Below are 17,759 nucleotides of genomic sequence, written 5' to 3' on the forward strand. Positions count from 1 at the left end.
ATATGGCAAAAATCAAAGTTCATGAACTTGCAAAAGAATTGAACATAAAATCAAAAGACATAATTGAAGCTTTAAAAGGTTCTGATTATGAAGTTAAATCAGCTAATAGTTCGTTAGAAGATGATGGTATTGTAGAAGTGAAAAAAAAGTTTAAAGCCAATGCAAATAAGAGCCACGGCGAAGTAAAAGCTGATGAAAGACCAAAGAAAAAAGCATCAATTTCAGCTGTTTATAATGCCCAATATAGTAAGGAGGGACGCCGTCAAAGTGGAAAAGATTCGCGAAACGGCGAGCCTAAAAGAGCTAATAAAGCTAACAGAAAAAAAGAGCAAGCTAAGACAGAGCAGCATTCAATTATAAAGCCAAGACCAGTTGGCGAGCGTGCGCTTAGACCTATTAGCGAAAGAACAGCAAGTAATAATGGAGACGAAGATTTGAAGAAAAATGTAAGCAAAGCTGATAATAAAGATCGTCAGCAACAAAGAACAAATAGAAATGATAGAAACAATTCTAACGTAGGACGTAACGATAGAAGAAACGATAAAAACGGAGATAGAAACAACGATAGAAGAAACAGTGAAAAGAGAAATGACAGAGATTTTTCTAAGAATGGAAGAAGTTTCGAAGGCCGTGGAGATAGAAACAACAATCGTGGAGATAGAAACAACGATAGAAGAAACGACAGAAACAACAATCGTGGAGATAGAAATAACGATAGAAGAAATGACAGAAACAACGATAGAAACAACGATAGAAACAATGATAGAAGAAACGATAGAAGAAATGACAGAGATTCTTCAAATAATAGAAATGATCGTTTCGGTAAATCAGGATTTACTAAAGATGTCATGCCTGCAGTAGAAGAAGGCGGAAAAGAAACAAGAAATCGTAATAATAAGAGAAATAATAATAATACTAGAAGAGATCACGATAAACTTGGTAAGAAAAAAGAAAATTATGTAAACTTAGAGAAACATGGTGGTAAGAAAAAACCTCAACCACAACCTAAGAAAGAAGAAGAAGATGTAATCAAGACAATTATCTTACCAGATAATCTTACAATTAGAGAATTAGCTGATAAGATGAAAGTTCAACCAGCTACTATCATTAAGAAATTATTCTTAAAAGGTGAAATGGTTACTGTAAATCAGGACGTTGATTTCGAAAAAGCTGAAGAAATTGCACTAGAATTCAATTGTATCTGTGAACATGAAGTTAAAGTTGATGTTATTGCAGAGTTATTAAAAGAAGCAGAAGAGGATCCAGAGAAGTTAGTACCAAGAGCTCCTGTAGTATGTGTAATGGGTCACGTTGATCATGGTAAGACATCATTACTTGATGCTATTAGATCAACAAGAGTAACTGATAAAGAAGCTGGTGGAATTACACAGCATATTGGTGCGTCTGTTGTACCTATTAATGGACATGATATCACATTCCTTGATACACCTGGTCATGAGGCATTTACAGCAATGCGTATGCGTGGTGCTAATTCTACTGATATCGCGGTATTAGTAGTAGCTGCTGATGACGGTGTTATGCCACAGACAGTTGAAGCTATTAATCATGCTAAAGCAGCTGGTGTAGAAATAATTGTTGCAGTTAACAAAATGGATAAACCAAGTGCTAATATTGAAAAAGTTAAACAAGAATTAGCTGAATATGAGTTGATTCCAGAAGATTGGGGCGGAAGCACTATTTTCTGTCCAGTTTCTGCTAAGTCAGGTGAAGGTATCACAAACTTATTAGAAATGATTCTTTTAACAGCTGAAGTACTTGAATTGAAAGCAAATCCAGACAGAAATGCTAGAGGTATTGTGATCGAGGCTCAGCTAGATAAAGGTAGAGGTTCAGTTGCAACTGTATTAGTTCAAAAGGGAACTTTACATGTTGGTGATCCAATTGCATGTGGATGCAGTTATGGTAAAGTACGTGCAATGATTAATGATAAAGGTGAAAGAGTTAAAGTTGCAGGTCCATCACAACCAGTTGAAATTTTAGGTTTAAATAACGTACCTGAAGCTGGTGATATTTTCGTATGTATGGATAATGAAAAAGAAGCTAAATCTTTTGCAGATACATTTATCGCAGAAGGTAAGAATAAATTACTTGAAGAAACTAAGTCTAAGATGTCATTAGATGACTTATTCTCACAAATTCAGTCAGGTAATATGAAAGAATTAGCGATTGTTGTTAAAGCTGATGTTCAGGGTTCTGTTGAGGCAGTTAAACAATCATTAGTTAAATTATCAAATGACGAAGTTGTTGTTAAAGTTATTCATGGTGGCGTTGGTGCTATTAATGAATCAGATGTTATTCTTGCATCAGCTTCAAATGCTATTATCATCGGATTTAATGTTAGACCAGATCCAATTGCTAAGGCAACTGCAGATAGAGAAGGCGTTGATGTTAGATTATACAAAGTAATCTATAGTGCTATTGAAGATGTAGAAGCTGCTATGAAGGGTATGTTAGATCCTGTATTTGAAGAAAAAGTTATCGGTCATGCAGAAATTAGACAGATCTTTAAAGCATCTGGAATTGGTAACATCGCTGGTTCATATGTATTAGATGGATGCTTCGAGAGAGGGTGTAAAGTTAGAATTTCTCGTGAAGGAGAGCAAATCTTTGAGGGCGATTTAGCTTCACTTAAGAGATATAAAGATGACGTTAAGGAAGTTAAAGCTGGATTTGAGTGCGGTTTAGTATTTGAGGGCTTTAATGAAATTAAAGAATTAGATATTGTTGAAGCATATAAAATGGTTGAAGTACCACGTTAATTTTCATAGGAGATAAATATGAGAAAGAACAGTATAAAAAATATTAGGATTAACGAAGAAGTTATGAGAGAACTTAGTAACATTATTCGTAATGAGATAAAAGATCCTAGAATAAATCCTTTTACAAGCATTGTTGCTGTTGAGGTTGCACCTGATTTAAAAACAGCTAAAGCATATATCAGTGTGTTAGGCGATGAAAAATCTCAGGAAGATACAATGGCAGGTTTAAAATCAGCAGAAGGTTTTGTAAGAAAAAAATTAGCTAAGAATATTAATCTTAGAAATACACCTGAGATTAAATTTATTTTGGATCAATCAATTGAGTATGGAGTAAATATGTCTAGAAAAATTGATGAAATAAATAACAATAATTAGCAAATAGTATAAAAAGGTCTAGGCAGAAGTCAAGTTTTCTATCTAGACCTTTTTTGTAAATTACAAAAGGGTTAACAATAATGAATATTGATGAAATTCTAAAAGGAAAAAAGAATATAGGAATAGCTGGACATGTAAACCCAGATGGTGACTGTATTGGTGCTAGTCTAGCTTTTTTTAACTATGTTAAAGAGACTTGTAAAGAAATAAAAACGGACGTATATTTAGAGAATATTCCTAATATATTTAAATTTATGAATGGTTCAGAATGCATTATTGATAATATTTCGAATGAAGAAGATTATAATAAAGAATATGATTTGTTCGTTGTGTTAGATTGTGGTGCAATAGATAGATTAGGAAAATTTGAAAAATATTATATGAATGCTAAAGAAACATTATGCATAGATCATCATATTACAAATAATAATTATGCTGATTACAATTATGTTGTGCCAGAGGCAAGTTCAACTTGTGAATTGCTTGTTGATTTGCTTGGTATCAATAAAATATCAAAACGTACTGCAGAGTGTTTATATACTGGAATTATCCATGATACAGGTGTTTTTCAGTATACGTGTACATCTAAAAAAACGATGAATATTGCGGGTGAATTGATGCAAAAGGGTATTAATTATACTAAAATTATAGATGATACCTATTATACTAAAACATTTGAACAAAATAAAGTTTTAGGGCAAGCATTACTCAATAGTAATATTCATTTGAATGGTAAATGCGTTTCCTCGATTATTACGCAGAAAGAGATGAAAAAATATAATGTTTTACCAAAACACTTAGATGGAATTATTAATCAATTACGAGTTACTAAGAATATAGAAGTTGCAATTTTCTTATATGAAATCGAAAAAGATATATTTAAAGCAAGTTTACGTTCAAATGGTAAAGTTGACGTCTCTGATATTGCAGTTATTTTTGGTGGTGGTGGTCATGAGATGGCTGCAGGATTTTCACAAAAAAAAGATCCAGAACTTATAATTGATAATGTTATAAAAGAAGTGAGTAAGCGTTTATTATAGGAAGTTGAAGAAACATGTAGACGTTTTTAAGTAATGGAGGCTTTATGATTAACGGAATTATTAATGTATATAAAGAAAAAGGATTCACGTCTTTTGATGTGGTGGCCAAGATGAGAGGAATTTTTCATCAAAAAAAAATAGGGCATACAGGGACACTTGATCCGGACGCAGAGGGTGTATTGCCAGTTTGCCTGGGAAAAGCCACAAAAGTTTGTGACTTGCTAACTGATACTGATAAAGAATATAGAGCAGTTCTTTTATTAGGACAAGAAACTGATACACAAGATGTTTCAGGCAAGATTATAAATAAAAAAACTGTTGATGTTGATGAAGCGCAAGTAAAAGAGACGATTAACAGTTTTGTTGGAGAATATGCTCAGATTCCACCAATGTATTCAGCACTAAAAGTTAATGGTCAAAAATTAGTTGATTTGGCACGAAAAGGCATTGAAGTAGAGCGAAAACCTAGAAATGTTTTTATAAATGATATAAAAATAGAAAAAATTGATTTGCCACGAGTTACAATGGTAGTCGGTTGTTCTAAAGGAACATATATTAGAACTTTATGTAAAGATATAGGAGATAAACTAGGTTGTTTTGGTTGTATGGAAAGTCTAGTTAGAACACAGGCAGCTGGATTTAGATTAGAGGATGCAATAAAATTGTCAGATGTCGAAACGATTGTATCAAGGAATGAAATTGCAAAATATATTAAGCCAATAGATCATGTTTTATGTGATTTTCCAAAAGTTAAGGCCAATGAAGAATCACAAAAATATGTATATAATGGAAATAAGTTATCTGAAAATAATTTACAGACACATGATTTTGAGTTTCAAGATGATGTAGAATACAGAGTATATGATTTTGAAGATAATTTTATTGGAATTTATAAATATATAAATAAAGAAAAATTTTTAAAACCAGTAAAAATGTTTTTTCTATAAAATTCTCTAAGGTTTAATAAATTGTTATGTTTTTAAATTTTTTTGTGTTTTTATAGAGTAGGAAATTTTTTTGCTAAAAAAGGGTTAAATATAATGGATAGGAAGTAGTATGGAGTATATAAGAGAAACTATTGATTTTAAGGTTGCAAATGACACAGCTATTACACTAGGAAAGTTTGATGGTTTACATAAAGGACATGAATTGTTAATTGAAAATTTAATTAAAATTAGCAATGAAAAAAATTTGAAATCGGTTGCATTTACATTTGATATTCCACCGGTTAAGCTGGTAAAAGAGGATAAATTGTCTCAAAATAAAGTGATTACAACAAATGATGAAAAACACTATATTTTTGAAAAGACTGGTTTAGATTATTTGATAGAATGTCCATTTAGAAAAGAAATAATGATGATGTCACCTATAGATTTTATTAAATGGATGGTGAAGTCGCTTAATGTAAAATACTTTATTGTTGGAGAAGATTTTAAATTTGGATATAAACGTCAGGGAAATTATATAACTCTAAAGGAATATTCAAAACAGTTTGGCTATAAGGTGTTAGTTATTACTAAGATTAAAGATGAACAAAGAGATATAAGTAGTACTTATATCAGGGAAGAACTTTTATCTGGAAATATAAGAAAAGCAAATAGTTTATTAGGATATGAATTCTTTGTTAAAAGCAAAGTAATTCAAGGTAATAAAATAGGAAGAACTATAGGTATTCCAACTATAAATATGATTTTACCGCCTAATAAGATTTTGCCTCCAAATGGTGTGTATGTAACATCTGTAAACGTTGATGAAAAATGGTATAGAGGTGTTACAAATGTTGGATGCAAGCCGACTATATCAGATAATAATCCGATAGGAATTGAAACATATATTATTGATTTTTGTCAGGATATTTATGGAAAAGAAGTTTATGTAAGTTTTTTAGATTTTATTAGAGAAGAAAGAAAATTCAATTCGATTGAAGAATTAAAACATCAAATGATTTCGGATATTGAAATCGCTAAAAAGTGGTAAATATTAAATTATCTAAAGAATAATTTTTTTGTTTACTTCTTTAGGTAAATATGATATACTTACGAAGTAATTTGAAGCTTTTATTCGGTGATAGGACACTCCGACCTTCTACTGAATATTGGCAATTTAAATTTATTAGGAGGATTTTATAATGATCGCAAAAGAAAAGAAACAAGCTATTATCAATGAATACGGAAGAACTGCTAACGATACAGGATCTCCAGAAGTACAAGTTGCTATCCTTTCAGCTAGAATTGCTGAATTAACAGAGCACTTAAAAGTTAATCCAAAAGATCATCACTCAAGAAGAGGTATGTTAAAAATGATCGGTAAAAGACGTGGTCTTTTAGCATACTTAAAAGATATCGATATCGAAAGATATCGTTCATTAATCGAGCGTTTAGGATTAAGAAAATAATAGTTTAAGATTTGCAGAGTGGAGTTGTTATGATTCCGCTCTGTTTTTCATGTAAATGAAGCAATGTGATAATAAAATTAAAATATAGACACGTACAGAAATTCATCCGAGACCACTGAATAGTATAGGAAGTATATGTAATAGTAGTTTTTGATAAGCCTAAATTATTCAGTAGTTTCGGTTAAACTGATACGTGAGTAGTATAAAAGGAGACATAATATATGTACAAAAGTTATTCATTAGAACTAGGTGGAAGAACACTTAGTGTTGATATTGGAAGAGTGTGTGCACAGGCAAACGGCGCAGCGTTATTAAAATACGGTGAGACAACTGTTTTATCTACAGCAACAGCATCTGATAAACCAAGAGATGGAATCGATTTTTTCCCTTTAAGTGTTGAATATGAAGAAAAAATGTATTCGGTTGGTAAGATTCCAGGTGGATTTAACAAAAGAGAAGGTAAAGCTTCTGAAAATGCAGTTTTAACATCTCGTGTTATTGATAGACCTATGAGACCGTTATTCCCTAAGGATTATAGAAATGATGTTACATTAAATAATATGGTAATGTCTGTTGATCCAGAATGCCGTCCAGAATTAGTTGCAATGATTGGTTCTGCATTAGCAACATCTATTTCAGATATTCCATTTGCTGGACCATGTGCAATGACACAGCTTGGTATGGTTGATGGAGAATTTATTGTTAACCCTTCTCAAGAACAATGGGATAATGGTGATTTGAAATTAACAGTTGCTTCAACATCAAAGAAGGTTATTATGATTGAAGCTGGAGCAAATGAGATTCCAGAAGAAAAAATGATTGAAGCTATTTATAAATGTCATGATATAAATCAAAAAGTTATTGAATTTATTAATATGATCGTAGCTGAAGTTGGTAAAGAAAAACATGAATATGAAAGTTGCGCAGTTCCAGAAGAATTATTTGCAGCTATCAAAGAGATTGTTCCACCATCTGAAATGGAAGAGGCTGTATTTACAGATGAAAAACAAGTAAGAGAAGAAAATATTAAGGATATTACTGCTAGATTAGAAGAAGCATTTGCTGAAAATGAAGAATGGTTAGCAGTTTTACCAGAAGCCATTTATCAATATGAAAAGAAAACAGTTCGTAAAATGATTTTAAAAGATCACAAACGTCCAGATGGTCGTGCAATTGAGCAAATTAGACCTCTAGCTTCTGAAGTTGATTTAATTCCAAGAGTACATGGTTCTGCTATGTTTACAAGAGGACAAACTCAGATTTGTGATGTTGTAACACTTGCTCCATTATCTGAAGTACAAAAGATTGATGGATTAGATGCTAATGTTACTTCAAAAAGATATATGCATCACTACAATTTCCCAGCTTATTCAGTTGGTGAAACTAAAGTTTCAAGAGGACCAGGAAGACGTGAAATTGGACACGGTGCACTTGCAGAGAGAGCTTTATTACCAGTATTACCAAGTGTAGAAGAATTCCCATACACAATTAGAGCTGTTTCTGAAACATTTGAATCTAATGGATCAACATCAATGGCTTCAACATGTGCTTCATGTATGGCATTAATGGCAGCTGGTGTTCCAATTAAGTCAATGGTAGCAGGTATTTCATGTGGTCTTGTTACTGGTGATACAGACGATGATTTCGTAGTTCTTACAGATATTCAAGGACTAGAAGATTTCTTCGGAGATATGGACTTTAAAGTAACAGGTACACATGACGGTATTACAGCTATCCAAATGGATATCAAGATTCATGGTTTAACAAGAGAGATTGTTGAACAGGCAATTTCAAGAACAAGAGAAGCAAGATTATACATTATGGATGAAGTTATGAGTAAGGCAATTGCTGAGCCAAGAAAATCAGTAAATGAATATGCTCCTAAGATTGAAACTATTTCAATTGATCCTTCAAAAATTGGTGATGTAGTTGGACCAAAAGGTAAAACTATCAATGAAATTATTGCTAGAACAGATGTTAAAATTGATATTTCAGAAGAAGGTAACGTTTCTATTTGTGGCACAGATGGTGTTATGATTAATTATGCAATGGAAATGATTAGAATTATCGCTTCAGATTTTACAAAAGGACAGATTTTAACAGGTAAGGTTACAAGTATTAAAGAATTTGGAGCATTTGTTGAATTTGCGCCAGGTAAAGAAGGTATGGTTCACATTTCTAAGATTACAGATAAACGTATCAACCATGTTGAAGATGTATTAGCTCTTGGTGACGAAGTAACTGTAATTTGCTTAGGAAAAGATAAAATGGGAAGAATTTCATTCTCTATTAAAGATGTTCCTGAAAGTGAAAGATAATTTAAAGTATTGTTTAAATTATAGTTAAGATATAAATATATTTGACATTACAGTAAACTACGTAATTATATGATTAATTACGTAGTTTTTTAATTCAAAATGTTTATTTAAAGCAATAAAGTGTCCAATATATTTTTAATTGTTTAATAATAACTTGCTTAATAAAAATAAATCATTTAAAATGTAGAAATAGAAGAGGTGGATTTATTGAAAAAATTATTAAGTAAAATATTTGGTTTTTTGGCGTTAACTTTTTTTGCTATATTTATTCAGTTAAATTGGATAATATTTTGGCTCTATGTTTTAAATGAACAGTATCAGTACGCGAGCATAGGGATTCATGTTCTTGCAATAATAATTGCTTTTGTTATTCTGAATAAAAAAACACAAGTGTACAATAAAATGTCATGGATGCTTTTTATTGTGTTGATGCCAATTTTGGGCTGTATGTGTTATTTTATCTATGGGCGTTCAGAATTAACAAAGAAAACAAGAGAAAAGTTGAGCAAAACTCATAACTATTATAAGAACTTTTTAGTTGTGAATGAATATGAAAAAGAATTAGATAAATTAAAAGATAATAGGAATGCACATAAAATTGCGCAGTATATGAAAAATTATGGACATTATCCAATTCATCAATCAGATGATATAAAATATTATGAAGATATTAATGCTTTGTTTGAAGAAATGATAACAGATATTGAAAAAGCAGAAAAATACATATTCATAGAATTTTTTATTGTTGATAAAGGATATATGTTGGATAGATTATTGTCCGTGCTAGAAAAAAAGATAAAACAAGGCGTTGAAGTTAGATTTATTTATGATGATGTAGGTTGTATTAATACTATGAAAACAAAGGATTGGACTAGATTGGCTGAATTAGGAATTAAATTTGGCAAGTTCAATAAATTTAAACCTATTATATCTGTTGTGATGAATAATAGAGATCATAGGAAAAATGTTGTAATAGATGGAAAAATCACATATACAGGTGGTTTTAATTTGGCGGATGAGTATATAAATAAAATTGAACGATTTGGACATTGGAAAGATGCGGGTGTTAGATTTACTGGAAAACCTGTTATTAATTCTACAGTGATGTTTTTGGAGATGTGGAATTTTATAAAAGACACATTAGAAGATCCAACACCATATATTAGCTATCCCAAAATAGATACAAAGAATGCCGTTGATTCATATATATTACCATACGCAGATTCTCCGCTAGATTATGAAACTGTCGGAGAAAACATATATCTAAATTTGATAAATAACGCAAAAAAATATGTATATATTTTTACCCCATATTTGATAATTGATCCTGAGATGACAAAGGCACTAACGAATACTGCAAAGAGCGGAGTTGATGTTAGAATTGTTACTCCAGGTATTCCAGATAAAAAGATGATATTTTTAGCAACGCAATCATCGTACGAACCTTTAATAGAGGGTGGGGTTAAGATATATCAATATAAGCCGGGCTTTTTACATTCAAAGTGTTGCATAAGTGATGATAAATATGGTGTTGTTGGAACAATTAATTTTGATTTTAGAAGCTTTTATTTACATTATGAAAGTGCTGTTTTGATGTATAAGTGTAGTGCAATAAAACAATTAAAGAAAGATTTTATTGACACAATTGCTATTAGTGATAAAGTTACTTTAGAATTTACTAAAAGAAAAGATTATTTAATTAGATTTTTACAAAGTATTTTAAGAGCATTTGCTCCATTATTATAGAATAAGGAGACTTTTTATTCCATGGAAATGACAGTAAAATTACAAGTTTTTGAAGGACCATTAGACTTGCTATTGTATTTATTAGAAAAAAATAAAGTTAATATTTATGATATTCCAATTGTGGAGATTACTGATCAATACATGGAGTATATTGACGAAATGCGCCAAAGAGACTTAGAAGTCATGAGTGAATTCTTAGTTATGGCTGCGACATTATTATCAATTAAAGCAAAAATGCTTTTACCAAAGAAGAAAAACGAAGAGGAAGAAGAAGTAGATCCTCGAGAAGAATTAGTTCAGCAGTTATTAGAGTATAAAATGTATAAATATATGGCATATGAGCTTAAAGATAGACAGATTGACGCTGAAAAGTCAATGTATAAAAAACCTACTATTCCAAAAGAGGTTAAATGTTACGAAGAGCCTATTAATCTTGATGAATTAGTAAAAGGAATAACATTACAAAAATTAAATAAAATTTTTAAAGATGTAATGAAAAAGCAAGTTGATAAAGTCGATCCAATTAGATCTAAGTTCGGAAAAATTGAAAAGGAAGAATTTTCATTAGAGGAAAAAATGTTATATGTTGAGAATTATGCTTTGAATAGAGCTAATTTTAGTTTTAGAAATCTTTTAGAAGAACAGAGTTCAAAAACAGAAATAATAGTAACATTTTTAGCTATTTTAGAATTGATGAAAAGTGGAAAAATATATATTTCTCAGGAAGAAAAATTTGGAGATATTAATATTGAATCTAAAATTTATACAAAAGAAAAGAATAATTTTGATGTTGATATTATTAGTCCAGAGTCTAAGAAATATAATCGTGATATTTATGAGGTAGATATTAATAATTCACTAGATAAGACAACTACAAATATTAACGTACAAAGAAACGACAATCAAAAAAGTATTAATACGAATAATAGAGAGGATTTATAATCATGGAAAAAAATTATAAAGCCATTATAGAAGCTATTTTATTTACTATGGGTGACTCAGTTGAGTTATCCAAAATTGCTAATGCGATAGATTTAAGTGAATCAAAAACTAAAGATATAATTGAAGAAATGAAAAAAGAATTAGATAGTCAAGATAGAGGAATAACAATAGTAAAATTAGAAAATTCGTATCAAATGTGTACTAAAACTCAAATGTATGATTATCTAATAAAGATTGCAAAGCAACCTAAACGTAGGGTACTATCAGATATCTTATTAGAAACTTTATCAATTATAGCCTATAAGCAACCGGTTACAAGAGCAGAAATTGAGAAAATTAGAGGTGTTTCTTGTGAACACGCTATTAGTAAGCTTATAGAATATAATTTGGTATCAGAATTAGGTAGACTTGACGCACCGGGTAGACCACTTCTATTTGGTACAACAGAAGAATTTTTAAGAGTTTTTGGGGTAAAATCGTTAAATGAACTTCCAATTTTAAATCAAGTACAAATTGAAGAATTTAAGCAAGAAGCTGAAAAAGAAATGCAAATACAGTTAGAGGTTTAAAAATGACATTATATGAGGTAAATTCACACAAGAGAAGATTGTGTGGGTTTATCTTTTTTTTGTTGGCTAGAAGAATTTTATTATAGTTAGAGATTTTTTTGTGTCAAATTTTATTTTACATTATACATTTTAAAAGTTATAAAGTCAGAATATACTATTAATTCTTGAAGTATTCTGTAGTAATTATACTATTGAAAAAATAGTATTAAAATAATATAATAAAATTATAAAAATTATATAAAATGTATGGAGGAAGTGTAATGAAAAGCGAGAATTATAATGTCGCAATACAACGAATAAATAAGGTTGTTGATGAAAATAGCTTTGTTGAAATAGGCGCATTAGTAACAGCACGTAATACAGATTTTAATCTTAACTGTGAAAAAACACCATCTGACGGTGTCGTAACAGGATATGGATTAATTGATGGAAATTTGGTGTATGTTTACAGTCAAGATTCGACTGTTTTAAATGGATCAATAGGTGAAATGCATGCTGAAAAAATTTGCAAATTGTATGAGATGGCATTGAAAATGAAAGCTCCAATTATCGGTTTTATTGATAGTGTAGGAGTAAGACTTCAAGAGTCAGTGGATGCTCTAGAAGCGATTGGTAAAATTATGACTATGCAGTCAAAATGTAAGGGTATTATTCCACAATATTTAGGGGTATTTGGTAGATGTGCCGGTGTAATGACAACAGTTGCTAGTTTATCAGATTTTGTATTTGTTGATGAAAAAGCAGAATTTTTCTTAAATTCACCTGATGCTATAGAGTCGAATTTTAAAGAAAAAATGAATACATCTTGTCCTATTTATCAAGGTGAAAATAATGGTATTATTGATATGGTTGAGGATGAAGAAAGTATTTATTCTGATATTAGGAACATGATAACATTTTTACCTTTAAACAATGAAAGTGATGTTTATATTGGAGAAGGTACAGATGATTTAAATAGAGTGTGCCCAAGTCTACCTAATTTAGTTAAATATGCACACAATTTTATCGAGGAAATCGCAGATGATAATAGATTCTTTGAAGTAAAAAGTCTTTATGCGCAAGGCGTTGTGACTGGCTTTATACATTTAAATGGTATGGCGATTGGTATAATTGCTAATAATATGGCAAATCTTGATGAAGATGGTAATGATGCAAAACAATTTAAGGATAAGATTAATACGGATGTATGTGAAAAAATGTCTGATTTTATCGAATTTTGTTCTGGTTTTTCAGTTCCAATTTTAACTATTACAAATATTAATGGTATTGAGGCTGACTTAAAAAATGAAAACAACTTTGCTAGACATATTTCTAAAGTTGTAAGAACTTTTACTAAAGCTAAAGTTCCAAAGGTTAATCTTATAACGGATAAGGCTTTTGGAAGTTCATATATTTATATGAATTCGAAATCACTAGGAGCTGATATTGTTTTGGCTTGGGATAATGCACAGGTTGGTACATTAAATGCGGATCTTGCTGTTAAAATAATGTATCCAACAGAAAATTTAGCAACATTAAATGAAAAGGAAAAAGAATATAAGAAACTTCAAAATAATGTTGTTTCCGCTGCAAGAAGAGGATACATAGATAAGGTTATTAGTCCTGAAGATACTAGAAAATATTTGATTGCTTTTTTTGAGATGTTATATTCAAAAGAGTGTTTTGAATAAGATTGTAGTTTAAGTAATCAAAAGGTAAGAATTATACAAGAAAGGTGAGCTAAAATGAAGAAAAGATTGATTGTGTTTTTCACAATGATTATAATGATGTTCTCTTTTTGTGCTTGTGAATTTCAGGATGAAAAAACGACAAACTATCATGGATATTCGTATACTGATTTGAAAAATCAAGGTATAAAATTATTGTCTGAGATTGATAAGCTTGCTTCATCTAAAGACTTAAGTGAAATGGAAAGAAGCGGACAGATAAAATCGAATTATTTAGAAGCAATAAAAAAATACAAAGAAACACAAGACAAATACGGAAAAAATAAAAAAATCGGTGATTTTCATATTTCTGTTGCAGGAGATACATTAACGACAAAATATACATTAAAAAATGATAAACGAGATACAGAGTATCAAGTTATTTACAATTATAATACAATGGAAATTAAGGATTTTTCATTTAATCCAATTTTTACATTAGGTGAAAAATTACAAAGTGCAGGAAGAAATACTATAGTTTCTGTTCTTATTGTGTTTGCAATGCTTACATTCATTAGTATTGTTATTTCGGGCTTTAAATTTATTAGTGGAAATCCAAAACCTAAAAATGAAGTTCAATTAAAGCCAATAAAACAAGAAAATGTAGTAGAAAATGAAAATTTAGTAGATGATGCAGAATTAGTAGCTGTAATTGCAGCAGCTATTGCTTCATATGAAAAAGTTCAAACATCGGATTTTGTTGTTAGAAAAATTAAGAGAAGATAAAAACTTAAACTTTAGGAGGATATATAAAGATGAAAAATTATACAATTACAGTTAATGGAAATGTTTATGATGTAACTGTAGAAGAAAAAGGTGAAGGAGCTGTTGCAAGTAACTCAAGTAACAGACCAGTAGTTAAGCAATCAGCTGCACCAAAGGCTACACCAAAAGCTGTAGGAGCAGGAAGTGTTAAAATAGATGCAAAAGCTGCAGGTAAGGTATTTAAGATTGAAAAAAATGTCTCAGATGCAGTAAAAGCAGGAGATACCGTTTTGGTATTAGAGATCATGAAGATGGAAACACCAGTAGTTGCTCCATGTGATGGTACAGTAGCTAGTATTGATGTAAAAGTAGGAGATCAAGTTGAAGTTGGTGCAGTTTTAGCAACTTTAAATGAGTAGTGAATAGTGAGGGGGAAAACTTGTGAATAATCTTGGCGATATTTTAAATAATTTATTACATCAAACCGCCTTTTTTAACCTTACTGTTGGCAATTATATAATGATATTGATAGCATGTGTTTTATTGTTTTTTGCCATAAAAAAAGAATATGAACCATTGTTATTAGTACCGATTGCATTTGGTATGTTATTAGTTAATATTTATCCAGATATTATTTTGAATCCAGCAAATTCAAAAAATGGTACAGGCGGATTATTATATTATTTTTATCAATTAGATGAGTGGTCTATTTTACCTTCTCTTATTTTCTTAGGAGTAGGAGCGATGACAGATTTTGGACCATTAATAGCTAATCCAATTAGTTTTTTGTTAGGTGCAGCAGCTCAATTTGGTATATTCGGTGCATACTTCTTGGCTATTGGCTTAGGGTTCAATGATAAAGCAGCAGCAGCAATTTCAATCATAGGTGGTGCGGATGGTCCTACATCAATTTTCTTAGCTGGTAAACTTGGGCAATCATCTTTGATGGGACCTATTGCGGTTGCGGCATACTCGTACATGTCATTAGTACCTTTGATTCAACCACCAATTATGAAATTACTTACTACTGAAGAAGAAAGAAAAATTCATATGGAAAATCTTCGACCAGTTAGTAAGCGTGAAAAAATAATATTTCCAATAGTTGTAACAATAATTGTTTGTTTATTATTACCTACAACAGCTCCTTTGGTTGGTATGTTAATGTTAGGTAATTTATTTAGAGAAAGTGGTGTGGTTAGACAGTTACAGGAAACTGCATCTAATGCTTTGATGTATATTGTTGTAATTTTATTAGGTACATCAGTCGGTGCAACAACAAGTGCAGAATCTTTTTTGAATTTTGATACTATTAGAATAGTATTTTTAGGTTTAGTTGCGTTTGGTATCGGAACAGCTGCAGGTGTATTGTTTGGAAAATTACTATGTTATATAACAAAAGGAAAAATAAACCCATTAATTGGTTCTGCTGGCGTATCTGCCGTTCCGATGGCGGCAAGACAGTCGCAAAAAGTTGGTGCTGAGGCTGATCCAACAAACTTCTTGTTAATGCATGCAATGGGGCCTAATGTTGCAGGGGTAATTGGTACAGCTATCGCAGCAGGTTGCTTTATGGCAATTTTTGGTATTAACTAAGTTTTAGGAGGAGAAAATGGAAACTATAAAGGATAAAAAAGTTAAAATAACAGAGACAATATTAAGAGATGCTCATCAGTCAATGATTGCAACAAGAATGACAACTGAGCAAATGCTTCCTATTGTTGAAAAAATGGATCAAATAGGCTATCATGCAGTTGAATGTTGGGGTGGAGCTACATTTGATGCTTGTTTGAGATTTTTAAAGGAAGATCCATGGGATCGTTTAAGAAAACTAAGAGATGGTTTTAAAAATACAAAATTACAGATGCTATTTAGAGGTCAAAATATTTTAGGATATCGTCCTTATGCAGATGACGTTGTTGAGTATTTTGTACAAAAATCAATTGCAAATGGAATTGATATTATACGTATTTTTGACTGCTTTAATGATTTAAGAAACTTACAGACAGCTGTTGATGCAACTAACAAGGAAAAAGGTCATGCACAAGTTGCTTTATCATATACATTAGGCGATGCATATACTCTTGATTATTGGAAAGAAATGGCAAAAAGAGTTGAAGATATGGGAGCCAATTCCTTATGTATTAAGGATATGGCAGGTTTATTAGTTCCATATAAAGCTGATGAATTAGTTAAAGCATTAAAGGAAACTGTTGATATTCCAATTGAGTTGCACACACACTATACATCAGGTGTTGCTTCCATGACATTACTTAAAGCTGTTGAAGCAGGTTGTGACATAATTGATACAGCAATGTCTCCATTTGCACTAGGTACTTCACAGCCAGCAACAGAAGTTATGGTTGAAACTTTAAAAGGTTCACAGTTTGATACTGGATTAGATCAAAAAAAACTTGCAGAAATCGCTGATTACTTTAGAACTATAAGAGAGGAATCATTACAATCAGGATTACTTAATCCAAAAGTGTTAGGTGTAAATATAAAAACATTATTGTATCAAGTGCCTGGCGGTATGTTATCAAATCTTTTGTCACAATTAAAAGAGCAGGGTGCAGAAGACAAATATGAAGAAGTTCTAGCAGAGGTTCCTAGAGTTAGAAAAGATTTAGGAGAACCACCACTAGTAACACCATCTTCACAAATTGTTGGAACACAAGCTGTATTTAATGTCCTTATGGGAGAAAGATATAAAGTTGCAACAAAAGAAACAAAAGATGTTTTAATGGGTAAATATGGTAAAACAGTTAAACCATTTAATCAAGAAATTGTTGATAAAGTACTTAGTGAAGAAGAAAAAGCTAATACAATAACATGTCGTCCAGCAGACTTGATTGAACCAGAATTAGCTTCAATTGAAGAAGAAATGAAACAGTGGAAACAGCAGGATGAAGATGTGTTGTCATATGCGCTATTTCCACAGGTTGCAACTGACTTCTTTAAATATAGACAAGCACAGCAAAGAGGCGTTGATGAAAAAGTTGCTGATACAAAAAATGGAGCATATCCAGTGTAAAAATAAATTCGAATACATAGATTTATCAAATATAATCAGCAGAAATTAATAAGTTTATGTATTTAAATACGAATCTCCTTGAGTAGATAGTTTAGATAAGATAGTCTGCTTAAGGAGATTTTTTTGCTTTTTTATGTTTAAATTGCCACTTT

14 protein-coding genes and 1 pseudogene are annotated in these 17,759 nt (G+C 30.9%); all 15 read left to right on the forward strand.

Annotated elements, in window-relative coordinates; all coding sequences use genetic code 11:
- The first annotated feature begins 2 nt into the window (after nucleotides 1–2).
- The 15 genes and pseudogenes from infB to BMY79_RS02970 all read left to right on the forward strand — a co-directional run bounded on the left by infB (nucleotide 3) and on the right by BMY79_RS02970 (nucleotide 17,607).
- Complete coding sequence (gene infB / locus BMY79_RS02900; protein ID WP_022748020.1) at nucleotides 3–2,780, forward strand: translation initiation factor IF-2; 2,778 nt, start codon at nucleotides 3–5, stop codon at nucleotides 2,778–2,780.
- An 18-nt stretch (nucleotides 2,781–2,798) separates the two neighbouring features.
- Complete coding sequence (rbfA, locus tag BMY79_RS02905) at nucleotides 2,799–3,155, forward strand: 30S ribosome-binding factor RbfA (RefSeq protein WP_022748022.1); 357 nt, start codon at nucleotides 2,799–2,801, stop codon at nucleotides 3,153–3,155.
- A gap of 80 nt (nucleotides 3,156–3,235) precedes the next feature.
- On the forward strand, nucleotides 3,236–4,195 hold the full coding sequence (locus BMY79_RS02910; protein ID WP_022748023.1) for a DHH family phosphoesterase: 960 nt from the start codon (nucleotides 3,236–3,238) through the stop codon (nucleotides 4,193–4,195).
- Nucleotides 4,196–4,239: 44 nt separating this feature from the next.
- Nucleotides 4,240–5,142 (forward strand): tRNA pseudouridine(55) synthase TruB, encoded by a 903-nt coding sequence (gene truB, locus BMY79_RS02915; protein ID WP_074730388.1) that lies wholly within the window; start codon nucleotides 4,240–4,242, stop codon nucleotides 5,140–5,142.
- A 109-nt stretch (nucleotides 5,143–5,251) separates the two neighbouring features.
- The gene (locus BMY79_RS02920) at nucleotides 5,252–6,172 is read left to right on the forward strand and encodes a bifunctional riboflavin kinase/FAD synthetase (RefSeq protein WP_027421974.1); all 921 of its coding nucleotides are present in this window, start codon (nucleotides 5,252–5,254) and stop codon (nucleotides 6,170–6,172) included.
- Between the two features lie 151 nt (nucleotides 6,173–6,323).
- Nucleotides 6,324–6,590, forward strand: a complete 267-nt coding sequence (gene rpsO / locus BMY79_RS02925) for a 30S ribosomal protein S15 (RefSeq protein WP_022748027.1) — start codon at nucleotides 6,324–6,326, stop codon at nucleotides 6,588–6,590.
- A gap of 221 nt (nucleotides 6,591–6,811) precedes the next feature.
- Nucleotides 6,812–8,908: a polyribonucleotide nucleotidyltransferase gene (locus BMY79_RS02930; protein ID WP_022748029.1), complete on the forward strand. Its 2,097-nt coding sequence runs from the start codon at nucleotides 6,812–6,814 to the stop codon at nucleotides 8,906–8,908.
- Nucleotides 8,909–9,106: 198 nt separating this feature from the next.
- On the forward strand, nucleotides 9,107–10,654 hold the full coding sequence (gene cls, locus BMY79_RS02935; protein WP_420323092.1) for a cardiolipin synthase: 1,548 nt from the start codon (nucleotides 9,107–9,109) through the stop codon (nucleotides 10,652–10,654).
- A 21-nt stretch (nucleotides 10,655–10,675) separates the two neighbouring features.
- Nucleotides 10,676–11,416, forward strand: a pseudogene (locus BMY79_RS02940) (segregation and condensation protein A); the annotation flags it as partial.
- Between the two features lie 182 nt (nucleotides 11,417–11,598).
- Complete coding sequence (gene scpB, locus BMY79_RS02945) at nucleotides 11,599–12,165, forward strand: SMC-Scp complex subunit ScpB (RefSeq protein ID WP_022748033.1); 567 nt, start codon at nucleotides 11,599–11,601, stop codon at nucleotides 12,163–12,165.
- Between the two features lie 260 nt (nucleotides 12,166–12,425).
- Nucleotides 12,426–13,835 (forward strand): carboxyl transferase domain-containing protein, encoded by a 1,410-nt coding sequence (locus tag BMY79_RS02950; protein ID WP_022748034.1) that lies wholly within the window; start codon nucleotides 12,426–12,428, stop codon nucleotides 13,833–13,835.
- Between the two features lie 54 nt (nucleotides 13,836–13,889).
- On the forward strand, nucleotides 13,890–14,597 hold the full coding sequence (locus tag BMY79_RS02955; RefSeq protein WP_022748035.1) for an OadG family protein: 708 nt from the start codon (nucleotides 13,890–13,892) through the stop codon (nucleotides 14,595–14,597).
- A gap of 29 nt (nucleotides 14,598–14,626) precedes the next feature.
- The gene (locus tag BMY79_RS02960) at nucleotides 14,627–14,995 is read left to right on the forward strand and encodes a biotin/lipoyl-containing protein (protein ID WP_022748037.1); all 369 of its coding nucleotides are present in this window, start codon (nucleotides 14,627–14,629) and stop codon (nucleotides 14,993–14,995) included.
- A gap of 22 nt (nucleotides 14,996–15,017) precedes the next feature.
- Nucleotides 15,018–16,169: a sodium ion-translocating decarboxylase subunit beta gene (locus BMY79_RS02965; RefSeq protein WP_027421978.1), complete on the forward strand. Its 1,152-nt coding sequence runs from the start codon at nucleotides 15,018–15,020 to the stop codon at nucleotides 16,167–16,169.
- Between the two features lie 16 nt (nucleotides 16,170–16,185).
- Nucleotides 16,186–17,607: an oxaloacetate decarboxylase subunit alpha gene (locus BMY79_RS02970; protein WP_022748040.1), complete on the forward strand. Its 1,422-nt coding sequence runs from the start codon at nucleotides 16,186–16,188 to the stop codon at nucleotides 17,605–17,607.
- Nucleotides 17,608–17,759 lie beyond the last annotated feature (152 nt).

The organism is Lachnobacterium bovis, assembly GCF_900111325.1.
Lineage (GTDB): Bacteria > Bacillota > Clostridia > Lachnospirales > Lachnospiraceae > Roseburia > Roseburia bovis_A.